Annotated in this window: 23 protein-coding genes; 19 read left to right on the forward strand and 4 right to left on the reverse strand. The window is 45.9% G+C overall.

Features of this window, described 5'->3' with window-relative positions; translation table 11 throughout:
* Window positions 1-2 precede the first annotated feature (2 nt).
* Entirely contained in the window at window positions 3-887 is an 885-nt protein-coding gene (bchL, locus tag ICN44_RS08910) for a ferredoxin:protochlorophyllide reductase (ATP-dependent) iron-sulfur ATP-binding protein (protein WP_370624898.1), read from the forward strand.
* A gap of 44 nt (window positions 888-931) precedes the next feature.
* Here the strand turns inward: bchL and ICN44_RS08915 are convergent, their stop codons facing one another.
* Window positions 932-1,915 (reverse strand): protochlorophyllide reductase, encoded by a 984-nt coding sequence (locus tag ICN44_RS08915; protein WP_216263600.1) that lies wholly within the window; start codon window positions 1,913-1,915, stop codon window positions 932-934.
* 61 nt (window positions 1,916-1,976) lie between these two features.
* On the opposite strand from ICN44_RS08915, the gene ICN44_RS08920 reads away from it, so the two are divergent.
* Both ICN44_RS08920 and bchO read left to right on the forward strand, forming a co-directional pair.
* Window positions 1,977-2,903 (forward strand): alpha/beta fold hydrolase, encoded by a 927-nt coding sequence (locus ICN44_RS08920; RefSeq protein WP_216263601.1) that lies wholly within the window; start codon window positions 1,977-1,979, stop codon window positions 2,901-2,903.
* A gap of 2 nt (window positions 2,904-2,905) precedes the next feature.
* The gene (bchO, locus tag ICN44_RS08925; protein ID WP_216263602.1) at window positions 2,906-3,760 is read left to right on the forward strand and encodes an alpha/beta fold hydrolase BchO; all 855 of its coding nucleotides are present in this window, start codon (window positions 2,906-2,908) and stop codon (window positions 3,758-3,760) included.
* Window positions 3,761-3,768: 8 nt separating this feature from the next.
* On the opposite strand, the gene ICN44_RS08930 is transcribed toward bchO, so the two are convergent.
* Both ICN44_RS08930 and bchI read right to left on the reverse strand, forming a co-directional pair.
* Window positions 3,769-5,697: a VWA domain-containing protein gene (locus ICN44_RS08930; RefSeq protein ID WP_216263603.1), complete on the reverse strand. Its 1,929-nt coding sequence runs from the start codon at window positions 5,695-5,697 to the stop codon at window positions 3,769-3,771.
* Between the two features lie 27 nt (window positions 5,698-5,724).
* Entirely contained in the window at window positions 5,725-6,771 is a 1,047-nt protein-coding gene (gene bchI, locus ICN44_RS08935) for a magnesium chelatase ATPase subunit I (protein WP_216263604.1), read from the reverse strand.
* A 256-nt stretch (window positions 6,772-7,027) separates the two neighbouring features.
* Between bchI and ICN44_RS08940 the strand changes: the two genes are divergently transcribed.
* The 16 genes from ICN44_RS08940 (at window position 7,028) to ICN44_RS09015 (ending at window position 24,444) form a co-directional block, all read left to right on the forward strand.
* A complete protein-coding gene (locus ICN44_RS08940) occupies window positions 7,028-10,846 on the forward strand; it encodes a magnesium chelatase subunit H (RefSeq protein WP_216263605.1) in 3,819 nt (1,272 codons plus the stop codon).
* Between the two features lie 10 nt (window positions 10,847-10,856).
* The gene (locus ICN44_RS08945; RefSeq protein ID WP_216263606.1) at window positions 10,857-11,759 is read left to right on the forward strand and encodes a polyprenyl synthetase family protein; all 903 of its coding nucleotides are present in this window, start codon (window positions 10,857-10,859) and stop codon (window positions 11,757-11,759) included.
* 39 nt (window positions 11,760-11,798) lie between these two features.
* The gene (locus ICN44_RS08950; protein WP_216263607.1) at window positions 11,799-12,926 is read left to right on the forward strand and encodes a methyltransferase; all 1,128 of its coding nucleotides are present in this window, start codon (window positions 11,799-11,801) and stop codon (window positions 12,924-12,926) included.
* A 153-nt stretch (window positions 12,927-13,079) separates the two neighbouring features.
* A complete protein-coding gene (gene bchC, locus ICN44_RS08955) occupies window positions 13,080-14,027 on the forward strand; it encodes a chlorophyll synthesis pathway protein BchC (RefSeq protein ID WP_112294332.1) in 948 nt (315 codons plus the stop codon).
* Window positions 14,024-15,031 (forward strand): chlorophyllide a reductase iron protein subunit X, encoded by a 1,008-nt coding sequence (locus ICN44_RS08960; RefSeq protein WP_088524707.1) that lies wholly within the window; start codon window positions 14,024-14,026, stop codon window positions 15,029-15,031. Before bchC ends, ICN44_RS08960 begins: the two co-directional genes overlap by 4 nt.
* A gap of 24 nt (window positions 15,032-15,055) precedes the next feature.
* Window positions 15,056-16,594: a chlorophyllide a reductase subunit Y gene (bchY, locus tag ICN44_RS08965; protein ID WP_255537544.1), complete on the forward strand. Its 1,539-nt coding sequence runs from the start codon at window positions 15,056-15,058 to the stop codon at window positions 16,592-16,594.
* A complete protein-coding gene (bchZ, locus tag ICN44_RS08970; protein ID WP_216263608.1) occupies window positions 16,594-18,051 on the forward strand; it encodes a chlorophyllide a reductase subunit Z in 1,458 nt (485 codons plus the stop codon). Before bchY ends, bchZ begins: the two co-directional genes overlap by 1 nt.
* Entirely contained in the window at window positions 18,048-18,197 is a 150-nt protein-coding gene (locus ICN44_RS08975; RefSeq protein WP_216263609.1) for a hypothetical protein, read from the forward strand. Before bchZ ends, ICN44_RS08975 begins: the two co-directional genes overlap by 4 nt.
* On the forward strand, window positions 18,194-18,346 hold the full coding sequence (gene pufB / locus ICN44_RS08980; RefSeq protein WP_112294336.1) for a light-harvesting antenna LH1, beta subunit: 153 nt from the start codon (window positions 18,194-18,196) through the stop codon (window positions 18,344-18,346). The genes ICN44_RS08975 and pufB overlap by 4 nt, the downstream gene beginning before the upstream one ends.
* A 27-nt stretch (window positions 18,347-18,373) precedes the next feature.
* Window positions 18,374-18,598 (forward strand): hypothetical protein, encoded by a 225-nt coding sequence (locus tag ICN44_RS08985; RefSeq protein ID WP_215304490.1) that lies wholly within the window; start codon window positions 18,374-18,376, stop codon window positions 18,596-18,598.
* Window positions 18,599-18,607: 9 nt separating this feature from the next.
* Complete coding sequence (gene pufA / locus ICN44_RS08990) at window positions 18,608-18,814, forward strand: light-harvesting antenna LH1, alpha subunit (RefSeq protein WP_216263610.1); 207 nt, start codon at window positions 18,608-18,610, stop codon at window positions 18,812-18,814.
* A 91-nt stretch (window positions 18,815-18,905) separates the two neighbouring features.
* Complete coding sequence (pufL, locus tag ICN44_RS08995; RefSeq protein WP_255537546.1) at window positions 18,906-19,724, forward strand: photosynthetic reaction center subunit L; 819 nt, start codon at window positions 18,906-18,908, stop codon at window positions 19,722-19,724.
* Window positions 19,725-19,740: 16 nt separating this feature from the next.
* The gene (gene pufM, locus ICN44_RS09000; RefSeq protein ID WP_216860498.1) at window positions 19,741-20,754 is read left to right on the forward strand and encodes a photosynthetic reaction center subunit M; all 1,014 of its coding nucleotides are present in this window, start codon (window positions 19,741-19,743) and stop codon (window positions 20,752-20,754) included.
* Window positions 20,751-21,818, forward strand: coding sequence for a photosynthetic reaction center cytochrome PufC (gene pufC / locus ICN44_RS09005; RefSeq protein WP_216860499.1), 1,068 nt, complete (start codon window positions 20,751-20,753; stop codon window positions 21,816-21,818). Before pufM ends, pufC begins: the two co-directional genes overlap by 4 nt.
* A gap of 77 nt (window positions 21,819-21,895) precedes the next feature.
* Window positions 21,896-23,413: a phytoene desaturase gene (locus ICN44_RS09010; protein ID WP_216263612.1), complete on the forward strand. Its 1,518-nt coding sequence runs from the start codon at window positions 21,896-21,898 to the stop codon at window positions 23,411-23,413.
* Window positions 23,410-24,444 carry a phytoene/squalene synthase family protein gene (locus tag ICN44_RS09015; protein WP_216263613.1) on the forward strand — a complete coding sequence of 345 codons (1,035 nt, stop codon included), beginning with the start codon at window positions 23,410-23,412 and terminating at the stop codon, window positions 24,442-24,444. Before ICN44_RS09010 ends, ICN44_RS09015 begins: the two co-directional genes overlap by 4 nt.
* 13 nt (window positions 24,445-24,457) lie before the next feature.
* On the opposite strand, the gene ICN44_RS09020 is transcribed toward ICN44_RS09015, so the two are convergent.
* Window positions 24,458-25,171, reverse strand: coding sequence for a carotenoid 1,2-hydratase (locus ICN44_RS09020; RefSeq protein ID WP_255537547.1), 714 nt, complete (start codon window positions 25,169-25,171; stop codon window positions 24,458-24,460).
* Window positions 25,172-25,183: the final 12 nt, after the last annotated feature.

Genomic DNA, 25,183 nt, shown 5'->3' on the forward strand with positions numbered 1-25,183 from the left:
CCATTTCAGATTTTCGTAGCGCACCACCTGATGGTGAAGGCAGCCTTCAGGTACCGCTTGATCCTAATTTGAAGATTGGCAAGGCTAAGGTATTTGCGATCTACGGAAAAGGTGGTATTGGTAAGAGCACCACCTCATCTAACCTATCAGTCGCTTTTTCTAAATTGGGAAAACGTGTCATACAGATTGGTTGCGATCCTAAACATGACTCGACATTTACCCTAACCAAAAAACTGATGCCTACGGTAATCGATGTTCTTGAGAAAGTGGACTTTCATTCAGAAGAGTTACGCATTGAAGACTTTGTGTACGAAGGTTATAACGGCGTGATGTGTGTTGAGGCAGGCGGGCCTCCGGCTGGTACAGGTTGTGGCGGGTATGTGGTAGGGCAAACAGTGAAGCTTCTGAAGGAGCATCATTTGCTGGACGATACCGATGTCGTGATTTTTGACGTTTTAGGTGACGTAGTGTGTGGCGGCTTTGCTGCGCCACTTCAGCATGCTGATCGGGCGCTGATCGTCACCGCCAATGATTTTGATTCTATTTTTGCGATGAATCGCATTATTCAGGCCATTGGAGCGAAGGCAAAAAACTACAACGTTCGATTGGGAGGTGTGATTGCCAATCGCAGCAAAGATACCGATCAAATCGACAAATTTAATGAGCAAGTGGGATTAAAGACCATGGCTCATTTTCCAGATTTGGATGTGATTCGTCGTAGTCGCTTGAAGAAATCGACTTTATTTGAAATGGAATATTCTCCAGAGCTTGAGTTAGTCCAGCAAGAGTACATGCGTTTGGCCGCAGCGCTCTGGTTGGGAACCGATCCACTGCCTTCAGTACCAATGAAGGACAGGGATATATTTGATTTGCTGGGCTTTGATTAACTAGCTTAGTGAGGTCTTAGCTGGCTACTTAGTTAACTGCTTAATTAATCGTTGGGCATCCCAACGAGCTTGGCGGTAATTTCCCAGAGATCCTTACTGAGCTTTTCACTCTTGGCTTTCATGGAGAGCTCTTGGGCAAAGGGCTCTCGAATAGCTGAGTTGCGATTTCCCCAACTCCAGTGAACGCCGGATTGGGTAAAGCGTGAATCGGCTACGACCTGAGCAACCCGCTCGCCCGCAAGCTCTTGACTCACAAAACCTTTAGTAATGTTTTTCTGAAACCAGGGAAATATTTTCTGGAAGAGTGGGGGCGTATCTCGAAACAGTGCCGTCTCAGCTACGCATCCAGGGTAGAGGGTATTAAAGATCACACCTGTGCTGGCGTGATATCTCTTTTGTAGCTCTCGATTCATCACCATATTGCATAACTTACTGTCTTTGTAGGCTTTGCCTGGCTTAAAGGGCTTTCCGTTAATCATGGCAATAGGTGCTTTAAAACCAGCCATGAGGCCCTCTAGGGCACCAATATCTGCAGGAGCTGGAATTGGAACTTTGCCACCAAACTCTTCTGAGTTGGCGGTCACAGTCCCCAAGGTGATGAGGCGCGCATGCTCATTTTGTGCAGCCGTTTTCTTCAGATTTTCAAGCAGCATTCTGCTTAATACATAGTGCCCAAAGTAATTCGTTGCCACGCTGATCTCAAATCCTTGAGGTGAGCGGGCTGGTTCTTTTAGGAGTGGTAGGTAGGTGGCTGCATTGCAGAGCAAGGCATTGAGTTTTTGACCACTTTCATTAAAGCGCTGGACAAATGCCTTCACACTATCCAGATTGCCTAAGTCTAGTTGCCAGATTTCATATTGGCTTGAGTCAAATTGATGAGCCTTGGCAACCAACTCCATCTTTTGGGGATCTCGGACAGCTAGTACCAGTCGCCAGTTTCGAGCCAGCAGGGCTTTGGAGGCATATAAACCAACGCCAGATGAGGAGCCAGTAACAATTGCAAGCGGTTGATTTGTGGTGGTTGTCATTTTTCTATTAAAGTCTTAATTTTAGTAATCATGAATTATTGTCATATTAAGGCTAAAAGTAATGTTTCTAAAAGTACTCAAGATTATTGCTGTTGTGTTAACGGCATTGCTATTTCTTGCTGCCCTCTATTTATGGACTCCTGACAAGTCTAAAGCAGAGTTGGAGAAAGTCTATGGATCACCTAAAACTGCTTATGTCAGTGCCTTGGGAGTCAATATTCATTATCAGGACACTGGACCATCTAAAAATCCAGTCCCCATTTTATTTTTGCACGGCTTCGGATCTAGCTTGCAGACTTGGGATGCCTGGACAGAGGCTTTAAGTAGTGAGTACCGTGTTATTTCCCTTGATTTACCAGGCTTTGCTCTCACGGGCGAAGATCCTAGTGGCATCTACACCGATGAGAGAAGTGTGGCAGTGATCGAAGCCTTCTTGAAGGAGTTACAGATTCCAAAAGTGGTACTGGTAGGTAACTCGATGGGCGGTAAGTTTGCTTGGCAGTTTGCCGCACGTTATCCGGATCAGGTTAGTAAGTTGGTACTCATATCCCCAGATGGGTATGCCAGCCCAGGAATGGAGTACGGTAAAAAGACGGAGGTTCCCGCCATCGCTCAGCTTTATCGATACTTCTTTTCTAAAACTTTTTTGGCGATGAATCTTGAGCCGGCCTACGCTAATCCAAATACATTAAATGATGCTTTAGTGAATCGTTACTATGACCTGATGTTAGCGCCAGGAGTGAGGGGGGCAATTTTGGCTCGTATGCAGCAAACGGTTCTGCAGGATCCAGTACCCGCTCTGACCAATATTAAAGTTCCTACACTGCTCATCTGGGGTGAAAAGGATGCCTTCATTCCCATTGCCAATGCAAACGATTACTTAAAGGTGATGCCGAATGCGAAGAGAGTATCCTTGCCTAATATTGGTCACTTACCGCAAGAAGAGCAGCCAAATATTGGCCTTGCCGCACTCAAAGAGTTTTTATAAGAATGAAACGAATCCCCTTAGATTGGCCCAATCGACAACATAGCAGGCTTATCTCTGTTGGGGGTTTGGATTGGCATGCGCAGCTCACCGGTAAGGGCCCCGTAGTTTTGCTATTGCACGGCACTGGCAGCTCAACCCACTCTTGGTCAGATTTGATTCCTCTGTTAGAGCCTCATGCGCAAGTACTGGTACCAGATTTACCAGGCCATGCCTTTACTCAAGGCGCAAAATTAGAAGACCTCAAGCTTGATGTCATCGCGCGCTCATTGCAACTACTCATTGAGCAATTAGGAATTGAAGCGCCATCGATCGTAGTGGGGCATTCTGCTGGAGCTCCCTTAGCGCTTCGTTTTGCAGTGGCAGCACCTAAGCAGCCGAAGCTAGTGATTGCTTTAAATCCATCTTTTATACCGCCACCACCTGTCTATACCAGCTTCTTTGGGCCGCTCTTAGGCCCCATTACCAGATCTTCAACGCTCTCCAGTTTGCTTGCTTCGCTGTCACCTAGTTTGGGGATGGTAGATAAGCTACTGGATTCAACGAATACCATTTTGCCAGAGGCTCGCCGAGTGCATTACCGAAAACTCTTTGAACGCTCAGATCATGTGCGTGGTTCCATGAATTTCATGGCTGCAGCTGACATTCAAAAAGTATTGGCTGAGGCAGACTTATATCAAGGTAAATTAATCTGTGTATTGGGCAATCAAGATATGTGGATTCCGGTTAAACCTTTAGAGAAGATTATTCAGGATTACTTTCCAGCTGCGGAGATTGTGAAGTGGGAGGGTGGCCACATCATGCATGAGCTTGAGCCAAACAAGGTAGTGCAAATCATTCTCGAGGGTTTGAAGACTTAGTTTGGTGCTTAAGCCTTTTTAAGGCCTTGCATAATTGCTTGAGAAACCTCATTTGCACCTGCATTTGGTAGGGGTAGGTACATCGATCCAAGTAATGCGGCAATTGCCTTACCTTCGTCTCGAGCTTGCGGGGAAGTGTCAATCCATAATGACTTAAAAGAGTAATGAGAGGCAGCACGTGCTGACTGCTGTGCATCTTCCATTGCTTTTGGTCTTCCTGGGGAGCCGTCCTTAGCGATATTGGCGCGACCATCCGTTAGGAAGACAAGAGCAGGGGTGAGACCTTTTCTCATGGATGTACTGGCTATCTCAAAAGATTCATCAATGGCACGAGATAAAGGAGTCCCGCCTCCCCCTGGTAACCCACTTAAAGCGCGCTTCGCCTTTACCAATGAACGCGTAGGGGCAAGAACGAGTTCAGCAACACTGCCCCTAAATGACATTACTGCCACTTGGTCTCGTCGCACATAGCATTCTGCTAAGAGGAGTTCTACAGCGCCTTTAGCTTCTGCCAGGCGATGCATTGCAGAGGAGCCAGAAGCGTCTACGATAAACATCGTTAAAGTTTGGGTCCGCTCTTGATAACGCTTGATCCTAAAATCTTCTTTGCGAATAAGGATTTTTCCTGCGGGGATAAGTTTGCCAGCCGCCTTTATTTCCGCTCTACGAACAGCTTGCCAAGGAACGGCAGCACGAAGCGTATCAATAATGCTCAGTGTTTTGCCACCTTCAGGCATGCCCGGCATATTGCCTAGGGGGCGACCACGTACACGACCGACTTTAATAGCACCTGTCTTACCACCCATTCCTTTGGGCGTTTTCAAATCAGCTAAATCAGCCAAACGAGCTAAAAGATCAGCGGGTATAGCCGCTTGGGCAGCTTCGAGAATTTCATCTTCAAGCGCTTGAGGATTTTGTGCATCACTTTCTTGCTCCTCATCCTCTCGATCATCTTCATTCTGATTCTGATCTTTAGTTGGATCGGGCGGCGGTATTTCTGGCGGTGGCGGCGGTGGCTCTTGATCCAATGGATCCTGCTCACTTTCGTTTTGTTCGTCTTGCTCTGATTCAGGTGGAATTTCTTCCTCTTCTGGGGGAGCGCTTTGTGGCATTCGTGTGGCGCGTGGGGATAAAACTAAAGCAATAGCGCGTTGGAGATGTATGCTGCTGACTTCGTCTTCCCTATCAAAGGCGGCTAAGCATTTCGCAGTATTGAGTGCTAAGTTCAATGCACGAATTGATGCAATACCGAGTTGCTCGGCAACTCCTACGAGCGCACTAAGACTATCTTCACTAATGCTGACATTTGAAAAATGTTCACTAGCATATTGTAGTGACTCTGCATCCGGTAGAAAATCATCATCCGTTTCTGGTAGATCTCTCCAGCCGATGATGTCGAGATTTAAAAGAAAGGCGGTTCTTTGCCTAATCTTTTCATTGGGTTGTTCGTCGTCTTCGATCCCTTCATCTAAGGCCACAACACTAAAGCGACTATCAATTCTTTTACTTTGACCATCACGCTCAATGGCAATAAATCCATTATCTAGAGCGCTCACTACTTTTGCTGCAGCGCCGACCTCTACTCTTTCAGCCATTGGTATGATTAAAAGCTGCTGATCGCATTGGGCGAGGAGTCCTTGTCTTAGAATGGCCTTACCTGTGCGCAATGTTTGATCGAGATCGATTCCGCCAATCAGATCTTCATCAGAGATTCCGAGTGGCATTTTGCGCAATGGCAGGCGCATACCGCCTAATTGAGCAACAGTGTTGAGATAAGCTAACCAACGATCTCTCACAGGCCCAGAACGCGCGCGCAAAATCACGCCTCCCAGACCATGTGGATTGATGACTAAGAGTTGAGCAACTTGAAGTGCCCGCAACCAAGTTTCGAGTTTGGCACTCTTGCTGATCTCTTGGGTTTGTTCTTGAGTTTCCAAAAGACGGTATTTATTGATTGAACTTACTTACTTGCTTGTTTCGGGGAATAGCTCTTCTAAGGCTCTTCTAACTCGAACAGCGGAGCTAGAGTCATCTAGGGGATTGCGTCTGAGACGGTGCTGCAAAGCAGGCACGGCAATCTTTCTCAGATGCTCAATCGTGACATGACTTTTTCCGCACAAGGCTGCATAAGCACGAGTTGCGCGTAGTAGTGTTAACTCTCCACGCAAACCATCTGTTCCCAAATGGCTACAAAGCTGAGTGACTTTTTCCAGCATGGCATCATCCACCTTCACAGATGACAACTTCTTTTTCCCTGCCTGAATTTGCTGCCGAATGACCTCATCTTCTTTTTCCCAGATCGCCATGAATTTTTCTTGGTTGCGCTCAAACTCATCACGGCGCTTGATGATTTCTACTCGAGACTTTGGATCTTGAGGTGTTTTGACTTCAACTGCTAGACCAAAACGGTCCAATAGCTGTGGACGCAATTCACCTTCCTCTGGATTCCCACTGCCGACCAATACAAACTTAGCTGGGTGACGAATACTCAAGCCTTCTCTTTCAACTACATTTACCCCGGAAGCGGCAACGTCAATCAATAAATCAACTAAGTGATCCTCTAAGAGATTGACCTCATCTATATACAAAAAGCCGCGATGCGCTTTGGCAAGTAGACCGGGTTCATACGCTTTCTCTCCAGAGCTCAACGCTTTTTCAATATCCAATGATCCGATGACTCGGTCTTCAGTGGCGCCTAATGGCATGTCAACCACAGGAACGGGCTTCTTGACGGCTTTGAGTTTTCCACCAATCTTGAGTTTCACTCTCATTGCATCACACACAGGGCAGGTTCCGCTTGCAGCATTTGGATCGCAGGCATATACACAGTCTTGAACCGAGTTCATCTCTGGAAGTAATGCTGCAAGTGCGCGAACTGCAGTGGATTTACCGGTACCGCGGTCTCCCATCACTAGCACTCCCCCAACACTCGAATCGAGTGCCGCAATTAGGATTGCTAATTTCATGTCTTCTTGACCAACAATTGCAGAGAAAGGGTAGTTACGTGCCATTCAGATTCCTTGAAATTGTTTAATTCAAACCCTAAAAGTTCATTTATTGCACAGCAGCAAATCTATTAATGCGCATTACATTCCGTAAATATACTGGCATTAAATTTTTACTAGGACTTACCCTTAAATAATAGCTTTATAGCAAATTTAGTGTCAATTTTAGTTGACAGTATTGTAGGATTCTTAAAGAATCAAACCGAGACAAAAAGTAAAAAGTAAATTTTCTAAATTTGACCTTTTTAATGCTACTTATTTAATGCTTACAAAAACAAAAGCTTCTAACCTGCATGAGCCAATTCGGCTGGTGCTGGTGACAATGGATACTCATTTAAATAGTGCCGCAAACCGTGCCTATGAGGATCTCAAGAAGACGATTCCAGGAGCAACCCTAAGCATCCATTCGGCTAGTGAATTTGCGGGTAATCCTGAACATTTACAAAACTGCAAGGATGACATTGCTAGTGGCGACATTGTGATTGCCACGATGTTATTCCTTGAGGATCACTATTTGCCTATCTTGGATGATCTCAAAGCAAGGCGAGATCATTGTGATGCCATGGTTTGCGCCATGTCTGCCGGAGACGTTACTAAGTTAACAAAAATTGGCAAGCTGGATATGAGTCAGCCAGCCAGTGGTTTGATGGCGATGCTCAAAAAGTTGCGCCCAAGCGCTAAAGATAAGGATGGCAAGAGTAAGGCGTCCACTGCTGGTGCAAAGCAAATGAAGATGTTACGTGTGATTCCGCAGATGTTGCGTTTTGTGCCAGGTACCGCGCAAGACCTCAGGGCCTATTTCTTATCTTTGCAGTATTGGTTAGGCGGCTCTCAAGAGAACATGTACAACATGATGGCCAATCTGATTAATCGCTATGCCTCTGGATCACGTGAGGCTTTGCGTAAAAATGCGAAGGCGCTTGATCCAGTTGAGTATCCTGATTCTGGTGTATACCACCCGCGTATGAAGAATCGCCTTAGCAGCAAGTTAAGCGATTTACCTAAGGTGGTACCAGATGCAAAAGCGCGTGGCAGAGTGGGGCTCTTAGTACTTCGCTCTTACTTAGTGTCTGGCAATAGCGGTCACTATGATCCCGTTATTGCCGCATTAGAGGCTCAAGGTTTGCAGGTGGTGCCTGCCTTTGCTGCCGGCTTAGATGCTCGTCCAGCAATTGATGATTACTTCAGTCAAGACGGTAAACCAACCATCGATGCCATGATTTCTTTAACGGGCTTCTCTTTGGTGGGTGGACCAGCCTACAACGATGCCCATGCAGCTGAAGAGGTATTGGCTAAATTAGATATCCCCTACATTGCTGCTCACCCAGTGGAGTTTCAGAATCTGGAGCAGTGGGGAAGTTCTGAGCGCGGTTTACTTCCAGTCGAAAGCACCATCATGGTGGCGATTCCTGAGTTAGACGGCTCTACCATTCCGATGGTTTATGGCGGACGTCCTGGTGCATCTGGTACGACTTGCACGGGTTGTCATAAGCAATGCTCATTTACGGATGATCACAACCCTCAGGATATGTTCACCTGTACTGAGCGTGTAGGGATGTTGGCTGCACGGGTTGGTAAATTAGTTGACCTGCGTCGTTCGGAACGCGCAGAGCGCAAAGTGGGCATCGTATTGTTTAACTTTCCGCCAAATGCCGGCAACATTGGTAGTGCAGCTTACTTAAGCGTATTCCAATCGGTTCAAAACTTATTGATTGGGATGAAGGAGCGTGGTTATACCGTTGACGTTCCAGAATCTGTTGATGAATTACGTGATTCGATTTTGAAAGGCAATGCTCAGCAATATGGTGCTGATGCAAACGTTCATGCTTTGATTCCAGTAGACGACCATGTGCGTCGCGAGCGCTGGTTAAAAGAAATCGAGGCTCAATGGGGCCCGGCTCCTGGTAAGCAACTTTCAAACGGTAGCTCGATCTTTGTGCTTGGCAAGCAGTTCGGTAATGTACTGCTTTCTGTTCAGCCTTCTTTTGGTTATGAAGGTGATCCAATGCGTTTATTGTTTGAGCGTGGCTTTGCACCAACCCATGCTTTCTCTGCTTACTACCGCTATTTGCGGGAAGACTTTGCTGCCACTGCAGTAATCCACTTTGGTACGCATGGTGCACTTGAGTTTATGCCTGGCAAACAAACCGGTATGAGTGGCGCTTGCTGGCCTGATCGTTTAATTAATGATTTGCCGAATATTTATTTGTACGCATCGAATAATCCTTCTGAGGGCGCGATTGCTAAACGTCGCTCTGGTGCAACGCTCATTAGTTACCTTACTCCGCCAGTGACTCAAGCGGGTTTATATGCTGGGTTGGCAGATTTGAAAGCATCCATTGAACGCTTTAGATCTTTAGATCTAGATGCACATCAAGAACGGCTTGATTTAGCTGAACTGATACAGGCCCAAGCGGCTGAGATTGATCTGTGTAAAGCAGAGCCGGTATGGGATAAGTCTGATGTTAATGGCTTGCAAAATACGGTCAGCAATCTCTTCAATGAATTGCTTGAACTCGAGTACACCTTAATACCCCATGGCTTACATGTAGTTGGTGCTGTACCTCCACTTGCTGAGCGCTTTGGTTTATTGAAGGCGATGGCTGATGTGGCATTGGATCACCCTATAGAGGACGCTGTAGTCGAGGCTCTCATGAATGGTGAGAAGTTTGACAAAGTGATCGATGCCAATCCGGAGTTACTTGAACTAGGTAGTCGAGAAACTCTAGAAGATTTATTTGGCAAGATGGTCAAGTCTAATGAGCTGATGTCTGCAGAGACAGAGGTGACTGGGATGCTGGATGCCTTAGATGGCCGTTTCATTCGGCCTGCTGCAGGCGGTGATGTGATGCGTAACCCCGAAGTACTTCCTACGGGTCGTAATTTGCATGGCTTTGACCCTTTTAGAATCCCGAGCGTCTTCGCTGTTAAGGATGGCGCTAAGCAAGCTCAGCGCATTCTGGATAAATACCAAGAAGACAGTCATGAACTCCCAGAATCGATTGCGATGGTTTTATGGGGTAGTGATAACTTGAAATCCGAAGGTGGGCAAATCGGTCAGGCCCTTGCATTGATGGGCGCTAAACCACGCTTTGATAGTTACGGCCGTTTAGCTGGCGCACAATTAATTCCGTTGAGTGAGCTTGGTCGCCCAAGGGTAGACGTAGTGATTACCTTGTCTGGCATATTCCGCGACTTACTGCCACTACAAATTAAGTTATTGGCTGAAGCCGCATTTATGGCTGCCTCTGCAGAAGATGAACCTCTTGAGCAAAACTTTATTCGTAAGCATGCTTTGGCTTATCAAAAAGAACATGGTTGTGACTTAGAAACTGCATCATTACGTGTTTATGGGAATGCTGATGGCGCCTATGGGTCTAACGTTAGCAATATGGTGGAAAACAGCGTATGGGAAGAGGAAGATGAGCTAGCTGAAACCTATACCCGCAGAAAAGGTTTTGCTTTCGGACGTGCTGGTGTGCCGATTCAGAACAACGCTTTATTAAAGAGTGTTTTATCCGATGTGCAAATGACATATCAAAATCTGGACTCGATGGAGTTGGGAGTTACTACGATTGATAACTATTTTGATACCTTGGGCGGCATTACTAGAGCAGTAAAACGTGCCAAGGGTGGGGCAGATGTGCCGGTATTTATCGGTGATCAAACAAAGGGTGAGGGCGCAGTCAGAACGCTCTCCGAACAAGTGTCTTTAGAAACTCGTACTCGCATGCTTAATCCAAAGTGGTATGAAGGTATGTTGGAAAGTGGTTATGAGGGTGTGCGCCAAATTGAAGTTCACATCACCAATACTATGGGTTGGTCAGCAACTACAGGTCAAGTTCAACCCTGGGTTTATAAGCAGCTAACTGAAACGTTCATGCTAAATCCAGAAATGCGTGAACGTTTAGCAAAACTGAACCCTACTGCCGCAGCGCGTTTAGCGAATCGCTTGACTGAGGCGTCACAAAGAAATTATTGGCAGCCTGATGAGGAGATGCTCAAGCAAATGCAAGAGGCAAATGATGAGCTTGAGGATCGTCTCGAGGGTATTTATGACAACGTTACTGTAGCCGCTTGAGAGAATAAATATGAGCATGCTAGATCGAATCAATCAAAGCCTTGAAGATGCAATGCACTTGTCCCACTCTAAACAGGGGCCTCAATTGTTACAGGAGGCAATGCATTACTCCGTATTTCCTGGAGGAGCCAGAATTCGTCCTCAATTATGTTTAGCAGTGGCAGCTGCTTGTGGCGATGATGATCCCGCTCTATCCAATGCAGCTGCTAGCTCAATCGAATTGTTGCATTGCGCGTCATTAGTCCATGATGATTTACCTTGCTTTGATGATGCAGAGTTAAGGCGAGGAAGACCTTCTGTACATACAACTTATGGTGAGCGAATCGCTGTTCTTGCAGGTGATGCCTTAATCGTTTTAGCTTTTCAGTGTTTAGCAAGCTCAGGTACTCGTTCGATTTTTCGCCTAGCGCCATTGATGAATACGATCGCAATGAGTGTGGGATCACCGCATGGAATTGTTGCTGGTCAGGCCTGGGAATGCGAGCCAAAAGTAGACCTGGGTGATTACCAGCGAGCTAAAACAGGATCGTTATTTGAGGCGGCGACTGCTGCCGGTGCGCAAGCTGCAGGAGCGGATGCGGCTACTTGGAGACCTCTTGGTCAGTGGTTGGGTGAGGCCTATCAAGTGGCGGATGATATTCGCGATGTGATTGTAGATCAAAGCACTTTAGGCAAACCGTCCGGACAGGATGTTGCTCACAATCGCCCTAGCTCTGCAAAAGATTTAGGCTTGACTGGAGCAGTACAACGATTTGACGAATTGGTGCGAAAAGCAATCACTTCTATACCGCATTGCAAGGGTGAGAAAATGTTGCGTGGCCTGGTAAGCCAGGAGTCTGAGCGTCTAATCCCATCCAATTGGTTCAAGGATTCAGAGAGAAAGATTCTATTCCGCCAAACCACGAATTCTTAAGCTTAAACCTGTTTTTATCTAATTTATAAATTGCCATTCATGGAATTTTTTCTCGATTGGCGAAATCGTCTGATTGCCTCGCCAAACTTTCAGCGCTGGGCTACTCGTTTTCCACTCACTCGCTGGATAGTTAGAAGGCAAGCTTCTGATATCTTTGATTTGATGGCGGGCTTTGTCTACACCCAAGTCCTGCTGGCTTGCACCCAGCTAAATCTTTTTGATATTTTGGCAAATGGCGCTTTGAGTTTTGGGGATCTTCAAAAACAAGTCTCCCTAAAACCAGCCGGCCTGAGGCGTTTGCTAGATGCAGCAGTTGCCATCCAGTTACTAGTCAAGCGTAGCGAGGATCGCTATGCCCTCAGCATGAAAAGTGCGCCATTGGTTGGCAATATTGCTATTCTGGATATGGTCAAGCATCATGCTGATTTTTATCGTGACTTGTCTGACCCAATTTCCTTGTTGCAGGGAGATAAAAGTTCTGTCGCTCTTAATGAGTACTGGTCCTATATCACGCCTGAGCAGGGCGCCGCACCAGAAAATTTATCAGCTGAAACAGTTGCTGACTACTCTAGATTGATGGCGCACACCCAATCACTGGTGACAGATGAGATTATCGATGCCTATCCAATGGGTAGGCATCACATGGTTTTGGATATCGGTGGTGGCCAAGGGGCTTTTATTAAAAGATTGGCTAACCGCTATCCCCACCTTACTTTTAAATTATTTGATATTCCTGGCGTGGCAGAGCTGTCTAATGCGCACTTTAAAGAAATCGGTTTATCCGATAGAGCGCGGGCCGTAGGCGGAAACTTTTTTCAAGACCCCCTTCCTAAAGACTGTGATTTGGCAACTCTAGTTCGAGTGATTTTTGATCATGATGACGTTCGAGTAAAGCAGTTGCTTGCCAATGTATTTGACGCCCTCACTCCGGGCGGGACTTTGCTGCTTGCAGAGCCCATGGCCGAGACCAAGGGGTTTGAGGCGATGGGGCATGCCTACTTCGGCTTTTATCTTCTGGCGATGGGGAGGGGGAGGCCGAGAACTGAAGCGGAAATTAGTGGTTTATTACGTCAAGCAGGCTTTACGGGTATCAAACTTTTAAATTCTTATATGCCGTTGAATGCACAAATATTGCAGTGCAATAAACCGAGCACTTCTGCCTCATAAAAGCGCTTTAAAGCCATTTCCAGACTATTTTTTCAAATTAATCTGGTTTATAGAGAAAACCCCTAGATGACAATTGGGCAAATACAGGTTAAAAACAAAGTGTAAATATTTTTATACACTTTTAATCCAAAAAACAAGAAGCCTTAGCGAGAAATGACCAATCAATATCAAACAAGAGCGATCGTTCTGGAAAGACCAGAAAGTGTCACTCTTACCGATCTTGAATTAACCCCTATGACCACCATAGACGTCTTAGTGGATATGGAGTGGAGCGGAATCAGTACGGGTACAGAAAAATTACTATGGACTGGAAAAATGCCTAATTTTCCAGGTATGGGCTATCCATTGGTCCCGGGTTATGAGTCTGTTGGCAGGGTAGTGGAAGCAGGTACAGATTCCAGCTTGAAAGTAGGGCAAAGAGTATTCGTTCCTGGAGCAAAGTGCTACGGAGAAATTAAGGGCTTATTCGGTGGCGCAGCGTCGCGGGTGGTTGTGGACAGTCAGCGCGTAATTGCAATTGACGACAACTTGGGTGAAGAGGCGATTCTGTTTGCGCTGGCAGCTACTGGCTACCACGTGACTTCTGGTCCTGGACAAGAGCAACCAGATTTAATTATTGGTCATGGCGTATTAGGTCGCTTGATTGCACGGATTGCGGTTGCGAAGGGTAAGCGCCCGGTAGTGTGGGAAACCAATGCAGGCCGCCGTGAGGGCGCCGTAGGTTATGACGCTATAGATCCTAAGGACGATCAAGTAAAGAAATATAAAACGATTGTAGATGTCAGCGGCGACGCCCGCCTAGTTGATACGTTAATCAGCTGTCTTGCACCTGGCGGTGAAATAGTGCTTGCTGGTTTTTATGACACGATTTCTTTTTCATTCCCCCAAGCTTTTATGCGTGAAGCCCGCATTCGTATCGCGGCGCAGTGGGCTCCTGGGGATTTAGTTGCAATCAAAGATTTAGTCGAGTCAGGAAAATTAAAGTTAGACGGCTTGATCACGCACCGCTCATCACCTAAAGATGCAAACGAGGCCTATCACACGGCTTTTAACAATATCGATTGTTTAAAAATGGTTCTAGATTGGAGAAATCTGCAATGAGTTCATCAAGCATCCCGGCAACAGCAACAATTCAGTTTATGGACTTAAAAAAAGAGGCTGCTATTGAGCCAGATCCAGTGTCCACTGGTCCAGTAACTAAAGAAACTCAAATCATTGCTATTTATGGCAAAGGCGGTATTGGTAAAAGTTTTACCCTTGCCAATCTGTCATACATGATGGCCCAACAAGGCAAGAAAGTGTTATTGATTGGATGCGATCCAAAAAGTGATACGACTTCACTCCTGTTCGGCGGCAAAGCTTGCCCAACCATTATTGAAACTTCTTCTAAGAAAAAATTAGCTGGCGAATCAGTATCGATTGGTGATGTGTGCTTTATTCGTGATGGTGTGTTTGCGATGGAGCTCGGTGGCCCAGAAGTAGGGCGTGGCTGCGGTGGTCGCGGCATTATTCATGGCTTTGAAACATTAGAAAAATTAGGCTTTCATGATTGGGGCTTTGATTATGTATTGCTCGACTTCTTGGGAGACGTGGTTTGTGGCGGATTTGGCTTACCAATCGCTCGAGATATGTGCCAAAAAGTAATCGTAGTTGCTAGTAACGATTTGCAATCTCTTTACGTTGCGAATAATGTTTGCTCAGCAGTGGAGTACTTCCGCAAGTTAGGTGGCAACGTTGGTGTAGCAGGCATGGTGATCAATAAAGATGACCTAACTGGTGAGGCGCAGGCTTTCGCTGAAAAGGCCGGCATTCCAGTTTTAGCGGCTATCCCTGCAAACGAAGATATTCGTCGTAAGAGTGCTAGCTATGAAATTATTGGTCAGCCTGGTACGCAGTGGGCGCCGCTATTTGAAGAGCTGGCTACGAATGTTTCAGAAGCTCCCCCAGTACGTCCTAAGCCACTCAGTCAAGATGAGTTATTAGGTTTGTTCTCTTCAGAAGTAACTGGTCGCGATATTGTTTTGAAACCTGCCACTGTGAAAGACATGATGGGTAAAGACGAAGTCATTAAGAAAACACTCGAAGTTATCTACGATCAAGCCTAAAGAGATAGAGAGCTATACGCTGCTATGAATAAAACCATTATTCCCATTACCCCAGAGGAAAAGTTAAAGACTGATCCTACTTTAGGAGATGGCTTAGGTTGTCACTCCGGTGAAGCAGAGATGCTTGCTGCTGCAAAAGCAGCGGGTAAGTCAGAAACATTGCAACAGTACGCGAAAGATTATCCAAAGGGTCCGCATGATCAGCCGCAAAGTATGTGCCCTGCGTTTGGAGCATTGCGTGTAGGGTTGCGGATGCGTAGAACTGCCACGATTCTTTCGGGTTCTGCATGCTGCGTTTATGGCCTCACTTTCACATCTCATTTTTATGGCGCACGTCGCAGCGTTGGGTATGTTCCGTTTAATTCAGAGACATTGGTTACTGGCAAGTTGTTTGAAGACATTCGTGATGCAGTCTATCAAGAGGCTGATCCAGAAAAATATGACGCTATTGTCATTATTAACTTATGTGTACCAACCGCTAGTGGCGTGCCACTACAGCTACTGCCAAAAGAAATTAATGGTGTACGCATCATCGGTATTGACGTGCCAGGATTCGGTGTGCCAACTCATGCTGAAGCTAAAGATGTATTGGCAGGCGCCATGCTTAATTACGCTCGCAATGAAGCCATGTCCGGTCCAGTCCAGGCACCACGCGCTGGTCGCTCGAGCAAGCCAACGATTACTTTATTAGGTGAAATTTTCCCAGCCGATCCCGTTGGCATTGGCATGATGATTGAGCCGATGGGTTTAGCGGTAGGTGCTTCGGTACCCACTCGTGAATGGCGTGAAATGTATCAAGCACTTGATTGTGTAACGGTTGCCGCATTGCATCCCTTTTACACCTCATGTATTCGCGAATTTCAAGCGGCTGGACGATCTATTGTCGGCTCTGCCCCAGTAGGCTACGAGGGCACTGCTCGTTGGTTGGAAGCTATTGGCAAATCCACAAATACTCCACAAGATTTAATTGCAGCTGCGCAAAACCGTATCCTCCCAGCAATTAAGGGCGTGCTTGCTGCTGCCCCAATTAAAGGACGCATTACCTTAAGTGGTTATGAGGGTTCAGAGCTCATCGTGGCACGTTTGCTGATTGAGAGTGGTGCTGATGTACGCTATGTAGGTTCTGCTTGCCCACGCACCCCATGGAGCGATGAAGATCGTGAATGGTTGGAAGCAAAAGGCGTTCACGTTCAGTTCCGCGCTTCTTTGGAACAAGATTTAGCCGCCATGAAAGAGTTCAAGCCAGACTTAGCGATTGGAACTACTCCAGTAGTGCAAGCCGCTAAACAGGCTTCGATTCCTTCGCTCTACTTTACCAATTTGATTTCAGCAAGACCCTTGATGGGGCCTGCAGGCGCTGGCTCACTGGCGCAAGTGATCAATGCTGCGATTGGTAATCAAGCACGCTTTGATGAGATGAAGGCCTTCTTTGGAGATGTTGGGTCTGGCTATAAATCAGGTGTTTGGGAGAATGTTCCACAAGATCACCCAGAGTTCAAGGCTGAGGTCCGTCGCAAGCTAGAGAAAAAATTGAAGAAGCGTAAAGCTGAGGAGATGATGTAATGTTTGTCATCGATCATGATCGTGCTGGCGGATATTGGGGTGCAGTGTATGTGTTTACTGCTATCAAGGGCTTGCAAGTAGTTATTGACGGACCGGTTGGCTGTGAAAATCTACCAGTAACCTCTGTTTTACATTACACCGATGCATTGCCTCCTCATGAGTTGCCGATTGTAGTTACCGGCTTAGAGGAAGAGCAGTTAGGCCGTGAAGGTACTGAGGGTGCAATGAAACGTGCCCACGCGACTTTAGATCCTGATCTCCCTGCAGTAGTGGTAACTGGCTCTATTGCAGAAATGATTGGAGGTGGCGTTACTCCTGAAGGCATGAATATTGCCCGTTTCTTGCCAAGAACCATTGATGAAGATCAATGGCAATGCGCTAACCGTGCAATGTATTGGTTATGGAGTGAATACGGTACTCGTAAGATTCCAGAGCGTAAACCAAGAGCAGAAGGTGAAAAGCCGCGCGTCAATATTATTGGACCCTGCTATGGCACATTCAATATGCCAAGTGACCTAGCGGAGATTCGTCGTCTAGTTGAAGGCATTGGTGCCGATATTAATATGGTGTTCCCGCTAGGGTCTCATCTATCTGAAGTGGAGAACTTGGTTAATGCAGATGTCAATATCTGCATGTATCGCGAGTTTGGTCGCATGCTTTGTGAGGCTCTTGAGCGCCCTTATTTGCAAGCTCCCCTGGGTTTACACAGCACTACCCAATTCTTGCGCAAACTCGGTGAATTGCTTGGCTTAGATCCAGAGCCATTTATTGAGCGCGAGAAACACACCACCATTAAGCCAATCTGGGACTTATGGCGTTCAGTGACCCAAGATTTCTTCAGTACAGCCAGTTATGCAGTAGTTGCTAATGAAACCTATACCCGAGGTATCCGTCACTTCTTATCAGATGAGATGGGTTTGCCTTGCAGCTTTGCTGTGCCAAGAAAGCCTGGGGAAAAAACCAATAATCAAGATGTTCGCAAGCTGACTAAAGAGAAGCCACCACTAGTGATGTTTGGTAGCTACAACGAAAGAATGTACCTGGCTGAAACTGGCAGTAAAGCTTCTTATATCCCTTCATCATTTCCTGGTGCAATTATTCGTCGCCACACTGGTACTCCATTTATGGGTTATGCCGGTGCGACATACATCATTCAAGAATTTTGTAACGGATTGTTTGATGCGCTGTTTTATATCCTGCCATTAGGTACTGATATGGATAAGGTAGATGCTTCGCTTACCCGTACTTATCGATCCAATGCATTACCTTGGAATCAGGATGCTCAGAAATTAGTTGCGGACTTCATTAAAACCAGGCCAGTACTGATTCAGATCTCTGCGGCTAAAGAGATGCGCGACCGCGTGGAACAGGATGCAGAAAAGGCTGGCGAAGAAAGAATTACAGCTGCAAGAGTGAAGTCCTCTTGCAAAGAAATTATTGAAGAGATCGAAGCATGATTTTTTCAACAGCAAAAGTTAATTACAACAAATTCATTGATTTGTTGGAAACGGAATGTGGCATGCCGTACGCTACAGCCCATGTCGCGCGGGTTAAGCGCGGTAACGGCCGCAAGGCTATTTTTGAAGGAGGTAATTGGTTATGAGTGATCACAGAACAGGTTCAATATCTGGCCTTACTGATGACGAAGCCAAGGAGTTTCACCAGTTGTACATCCAGGGTTTAGTTGGCTTTACTTCTATAGCTGTAGTAGCCCATATCTTGGTTTGGGCATGGCGTCCTTGGTTCCACTGAAAACGGAATAAATCTTAGGGGAATAATATGAAAATGAATCACGTTATGAGCAAAGAGAAAAATATGATCAGGGAGGATTCGATTACTTTTAATCTTATTTTTATTTTATGTTTTTTAGTGTGCTTTGCTATTTCTTTATTTACCCAGATTTTGCCAACGAAGTGGAGTTCTTGGCTTCCAGGGGCTGAAGAAAAATCACTTATCGATGGTACGAGGTCGGCAGTTTATGGCTTTATGTCTTACTTAAATTAGGAGAAGATTATGTGGAGAATTTGGAAACTTTATGATCCGTTGCGATCAATGGTTGTTCAAGGTATTTTTCTGTTTGGTCTTGCAGCGATGATTCACTTGATTTTGCTGAGTAGTGTTCGTTATAACTGGTTGGATGGTTTAAGCCAAGCCCAGTTCAAGGCGATGGAAGCAAAGACAGGATCTGCAATGCCGCCGTCAGTTCCAGCAGCAAAGTAATTTGTATAAAAAAATGGTGAATAGGGTTAGGTTAAATCGCTTCTTAGCTCAACCCTATTTATCCATTCATTGGAGAGCATAAAAAATGGCCATGCTTAGTTTTGAAAGAAAGTATCGCGTTCGAGGCGGTACATTAGTCGGTGGGGACTTATTCGATTTTTGGGTAGGGCCGTTTTATGTGGGATTTTTTGGTGTCACTACTGTTTTCTTCGCTTTTTTAGGTACCGCACTGATTTTGTGGGGTGCTTCACAGGGTCCAACATGGAACCCTTGGCAAATCAATATTGCCCCTCCAGACATTAGTTATGGATTAGGTTTTGCCCCCTTATTAAAAGGAGGGCTGTGGCAATTGATTACGGTCTGTGCTTTAGGTTCATTCCTTTCGTGGGCCTTACGTGAAATTGAAATTTGCCGCAAACTGGGCATGGGACTTCATGTCCCTTTTGCCTACTTAATGGCAGTCTTTGCGTATTTCACACTCGTGGTTATTAGACCTGTGCTGCTAGGCGCATGGGGTCATGGTTTCCCTTACGGAATATTGAGTCATTTGGATTGGGTCTCTAACACCGGTTATCAGTATCTGCATTTCCATTACAACCCAGCACACATGATTGCTGTGTCCTTATTCTTTGCAACTACGTTTGCTTTGGTGCTACATGGCGGCTTGGTTTTGTCCTCCACCAACCCACAAAAGGGCGAGTTTGTAAAAACTCCTGAGCATGAAGACACTTTCTTTAGAGATGCAATTGGCTACTCCATTGGTACTCTCGGTATCCATCGTCTTGGATTATTTTTAGCCTTAGCGGCAGTTTTCTGGAGCGCCGTTTGTATTGTGATTAGCGGTCCATTCTGGTCTCGAGGTTGGCCGGAGTGGTGGGGTTGGTGGTTGAACTTGCCAATTTGGCGTTAAGAGGAACATATACATTATGGAATATCAAAACCTATTTACTCAAGTTCAAGTAGTTGCTCCACCGCATCATGGGGTTCATATAGATCCTCGTGACGAACGTGAGCGTTTTGGCGAACCAGTCCTCATTCATTTATTTGGTCGTCTAGGTAATGCTCAGCTTGGACCTATTTATTTGGGCGGCCTAGGCATCGCCTCTTTATTTTTTGGCATTATTGGATTTCAGATTATTGGTTGGAATATGTTGGCCTCAGTTAATTGGAGTCCAATTGAATTCGTGCGCCAATTATTTTGGCTGTCATTAGATCCACCTCTGCCAAAGCATGGCCTGTCTTTATTTATGCCGCTCAATGAGGGTGGTTGGTGGATGATGGCTGGCTTCTTCCTAACTGTATCCATCTTATTGTGGTGGGGAAGAATGTATCGTCGCGCTATTGCCTTGGGTATGGGTACGCATATTGCTTGGGGCTTCTTGGCGGCAATCTGGTTATATCTCGTATTAGGATTTATTCGTCCCATCATGATGGGTAGCTGGAGCGAGGCAGTTCCTTTCGGAATCTTCTCGCACTTAGATTGGACTGCTGCCTTCTCATTGCGCTACGGTAATTTGTTCTACAACCCTTTCCATATGTTGTCGATTGTTTTCCTATATGGATCAGCACTCTTATTTGCAATGCATGGTGCAACCATTCTGGCAGTGAGCCGCTTTGGTGGTGAACGTGAAATTGAGCAAATAGTAGATCGTGGTACAGCCTCAGAAAGAGCTGCTTTATTCTGGAGATGGACCATGGGCTTTAATGCCACCATGGAATCGATTCACCGTTGGGCTTGGTGGTTTGCAGTCCTAACCCCTCTCGTTGGTGGCATTGGTATTTTGCTGACCGGTACTGTGGTTGATAACTGGTATTTATGGGCAGTGAAACACAACGTTGCGCCTTCTTATCCAGATGTGTTTGGCGTTCCAATACCTGACCCAGCTACCTCTGGCTTTGTCCCGCCTGCCGCACCTACCAACATAGGAGTTAAGCCATGAAGCAATTAAGAAAATTTCTGATATTGCCGGCTCTTCTTGCGAGTATTTTGCTGCTGTCTGGCTGCGAGCGTCCTCCAATGGAAACAGTGCAGCATGGTTTCCGTGGTACGGGAATGGATTTAATTTATAACCCACGCATATTGGCCGAACAAGCTGAGAAAAATACTGTTCCAGCCTCTTATGGGGCTGCTCCAGCAGATGGGCCAAAAGCAGGGGCTGTATATAAAAACGTGAAGGTACTTAATAATTTGAGCGTTGCTCAATTTACTTCATTCATGGTTTCAATGACCAGTTGGGTTGCTCCAGAGCAGGGTTGTACTTATTGCCATAACGCAGCAAACTTTGCTGACGACTCCTTGTATACCAAGAACGTTGCGCGCAATATGATTTTGATGACACAACGGGTTAATACTCAATGGCAAGATCACGTTGCTCAAACTGGTGTCACTTGTTATACCTGTCACCGGGGTAATAATATTCCTGAGCAAGTTTGGTTTAAGGAGCCTAAGCAGCAAACAGGTAACGGCCTTCTGGGTAATAAGGATGGACAAAATACCCCAGTGAGCGCTTCTGCGTATTCATCACTGCCGAATGATTACTTTGCTCAGTATCTCAGCAAATCTAGCAATATTCGGGTGCAGGGTAATACGGCGTTGCCAACTGGCAATAAGCACAGCATCAATGAGACTGAGTCAACCTATGCCTTAATGACGCATTTCTCAAAATCTTTGGGTGTCAATTGCACCTATTGCCATAACTCTCGTAACTTCTCATCATGGGAAGAGAGTCCTCCTCAAAGAGCAAAAGCTTGGTATGCGATACGAATGGCACAAGACATTAACAATAACTATATGGAGCCTATTCAGGGATTGTTTCCACCGCATCGTTTAGGTCCAATGGGTGATGTTGCTAAAGCCAATTGCGGTACTTGCCATCAAGGCGCTTATAAGCCTCTGTATGGCGTATCGATGTTGTCGGACTATCCTTTTTTAACTGGACCCGCTAAGACCCCTCAGAAATCAAAAGATTCTGATCCTCCGGCGAAATCAGTGGCAATGAAGTAATCTATAGCTTGTACTAACCAATAGCGTCATAGGAAGAATATGACGCTATTTTTTTATAGAAAAGTTGGTTTGAGGAAATGTTAAAAAAGGCTGACTTAAAGGAAGATGATGTTTCCACTGCTATTGTCATTGGTAGTGGATTTGGTGGGTTGGCTGCTGCTATCCGCTTGTCTTGCAAGGGCTACAAGGTCATTGTTTTAGAAAAGCTAGATGCCCCAGGGGGCAGGGCTTACGTCCACCATCGTGATGGTTATACCTTTGATGCAGGTCCAACCATTATTACCGCACCATTTCTACTTGAAGAATTATGGGAATTGTGTGGCAAGAAAATGTCAGATGATGTTGATCTGCGCCCAATGGATCCTTTTTATCGCATCCGTTTTGATGACGGTACTCACTTTGATTACACGGGTGATCCCGCCAGAATGCGCGCTGAAGTTGCTAAGTTTGCACCACAAGACTTACCAGGTTACGAGCGATTTTTGGCTGAGGCAGAAAAATGCTACAAGCTGGGATTTCAGGAACTCAGTTCAACAGCATTTGACTCGATTGGCGATTTAATTCGTGCAATTCCATCGATGATCAAGATGCGGGCTTGGGAGAGTATCTACAAATTAGTGGCACGTCATCTAAAGAACGACAAGATACGTCAAGTAATGAGTTTTCATCCACTATTAATTGGCGGCAATCCTTTTTCCGTTACCGCAGTCTATGCACTCATCAATTCCTTAGAGCGCCGTCATGGGGTTCATTCCGCGATGGGTGGAACAGGCTCTTTAATTAAAGGCATGGCTGGCCTATTGGCTGGCAGAGGGGTGGAAATTCGCCTGAACTCTGAGGTAAAGTGTATTGAAGTAGTTGATGGCAAGACTCAGGGAGTCACGCTTGCTAATGGTGAATTTATTCCATCCGATATTGTGGTCTCTAATGCAGACGCTGCTTGGACTTATCAGAAACTGATTGCACCAGAACATCGGAAAGTCTGGACCGACGCTAAGGTCAATAAGAGCAAATACTCGATGAGTCTTTTTGTTTGGTACTTCGGCACAGATAATCAGTATCCTGATGTGCCTCACCACATGATCCTGTTGGGCAAGCGTTATAAAGAGTTATTGACGGATATCTTTAAGAAGCATGTGCTCGCAGATGACTTTAGTCTGTATTTACATAGGCCAACTGCCACCGACCCATCTTTAGCTCCTGCTGGAGGAGATGCTTTCTATGTCTTGGCACCAGTACCCAATTTAGAGAGTGGCACAGACTGGGCTACAGAGGCTGAGCCCTATCGTCAAGCGATCGCTAAGTATTTGGATCAAAGTGTTTTGCCCGGGTTTGAAAAGCATATCAAAACATCCTTTTGTATGACGCCTCAAGACTTTCAGGATCGTCTCTTGTCAGTCAAAGGCGCTGCCTTTGGTTTTGAGCCACTACTACTTCAAAGTGCTTGGTTTAGACCGCACAATCGTAGTGAAGATATTCAAGGGCTTTATATGGTTGGTGCTGGCACTCACCCGGGTGCGGGTATCCCCGGTGTTTTATCTTCAGCAAAAGCATTAATGTCTGTAGTAGCTGAACCTAAAAAAGTGACTGCATGAGTCAAAATATTAAAGATCTTCAAGAGTGCGTCGCAACTATGCGAGATGGATCCAAGTCCTTCTTCGCCGCCTCCAGAATTTTGCCTCAGAGGGTGAGAGATCCTGCAACTGCGCTCTATGCATTTTGTCGGATTACTGACGATGTTGCGGATGCAGTAGATGCAGAGCCTGATGCAATTCCTAAGTTGCGTGAACGTCTTGATCGAATCTATCAAGGAACGCCAGACGACATTGCTGCTGATCGAGCCTTATCCATTGTTGTCAAAGAATTTGATCTTCCTATTAGCTTACCCCTAGCGTTAATTGAGGGTTATGAATGGGATACCCGGTTCAGAACCTATAACTCCTTAGAAGACTTATTGGACTACTGCGCTAGAGTTGCCGGCACGGTCGGAGCAATGATGTGCGTCATCATGGATCGTCGGGAGCCAGAGACCTTGGCAAGAGCTTGTGAGCTGGGTCTTGCAATGCAATTGACTAATATTGCGCGTGATGTGGGTGAAGACGCAGCTAACGGCCGTATTTATTTACCTTTGAATTGGCTTAGAGAAGTAGGATTAGATCCTCAAGTTTGGTTAAGTAAGCCTGAGTTTAATAAGCAAATTGCGAGCGTGATCGCGCGTCTTTTAAAGCATGCAGATGTTTTGTACTCACGTGCTGAGAGCGGAATTTCTGATTTACCCTGGGATTGTCGTCCGGCGATTCAGGCTGCTAGACTGATTTATGCAGAGATTGGTCGCCAGGTAGAAAAACTGAACTTGGATTCTATATCGACAAGGGCTTATGTGCCCTCCAAGAGAAAAGTGATTCTTTTAGCAGAAGCTTTTACAGCCATCTCTAAGATATTTTCTCGGAAGCTTGACGTAGATGCTGATAAAGCTATTCAGTATTTAGTAAATGCGGTAGTTGAAGTGCCGCATGAGAAACGCTTTGATGGAACGGCCCACGATCGTTTGCTATGGTTCGTAGACCTCATGGAGCGACAAGAGCGCCGTCGCAGTCCTCGCAAGAGTGGTCGGGCTCTACAGTAGTCATTGGAGTAAATTACCAGGTCTTGCGGGGCATTCTCCAGGGAAGCATGAATTGAGTACTAGCCAAAGTGAGCTTTGGCACGCTTAAGGTTTCATGAAACGACAATACTTTTTCTCCCAATAGTTCAGAATCTAAAACAGAGCGGGTATAAAAAGGAGTGTTTTCTAAAACCTTTTGGACTCTCAGAGTCTCAGAGTTTTGATTGCGCATATGTCCCTGAATTCCCCACATCGTTTTTGGAAGAGCTTGTCTTGGGGGAGGCTCAAAATGATCAATCGTTCCATTAGGGTTGAAAGTCAGTGCCAATAGATTTTCTTGAGCATTCTTTTCTCGCACATCATAGATTACTGAAGTTCTGCCGCCACTCATTTCTGCTCGTGACCAATCCCATTCATGAAAAGCTTCGCTGATAGGTTCATCACCTTCATTTGAGTCCAAATAAGCGTTGCCTTCCCATTGCAAGTCGGGAGAATTTAAGTTCACCTTGACTCGTGCCGAAGGAGCAAGAGGGCCCCAGCGATGTTTGCCGGCAGCATCTAGTGGTGTACTAAAGTTAAATAAGATATTGGGATAGAGTTCAACGGTACCTGCAATCTTTTGCCCAAAAGGTACTGCACGCTCTTGTATCTTAACAATGAGTTTGTTGCCATCCCAATGCAGACTGCTTGGACCAATCACAAAATCGGTAGAGTTTCGGGAGACTTGTTTTTCTCCTCGCTCAGTCATAGCCCAACGATT

This window comes from Polynucleobacter sp. JS-Fieb-80-E5 (assembly GCF_018882015.1).
Lineage (GTDB): Bacteria > Pseudomonadota > Gammaproteobacteria > Burkholderiales > Burkholderiaceae > Polynucleobacter.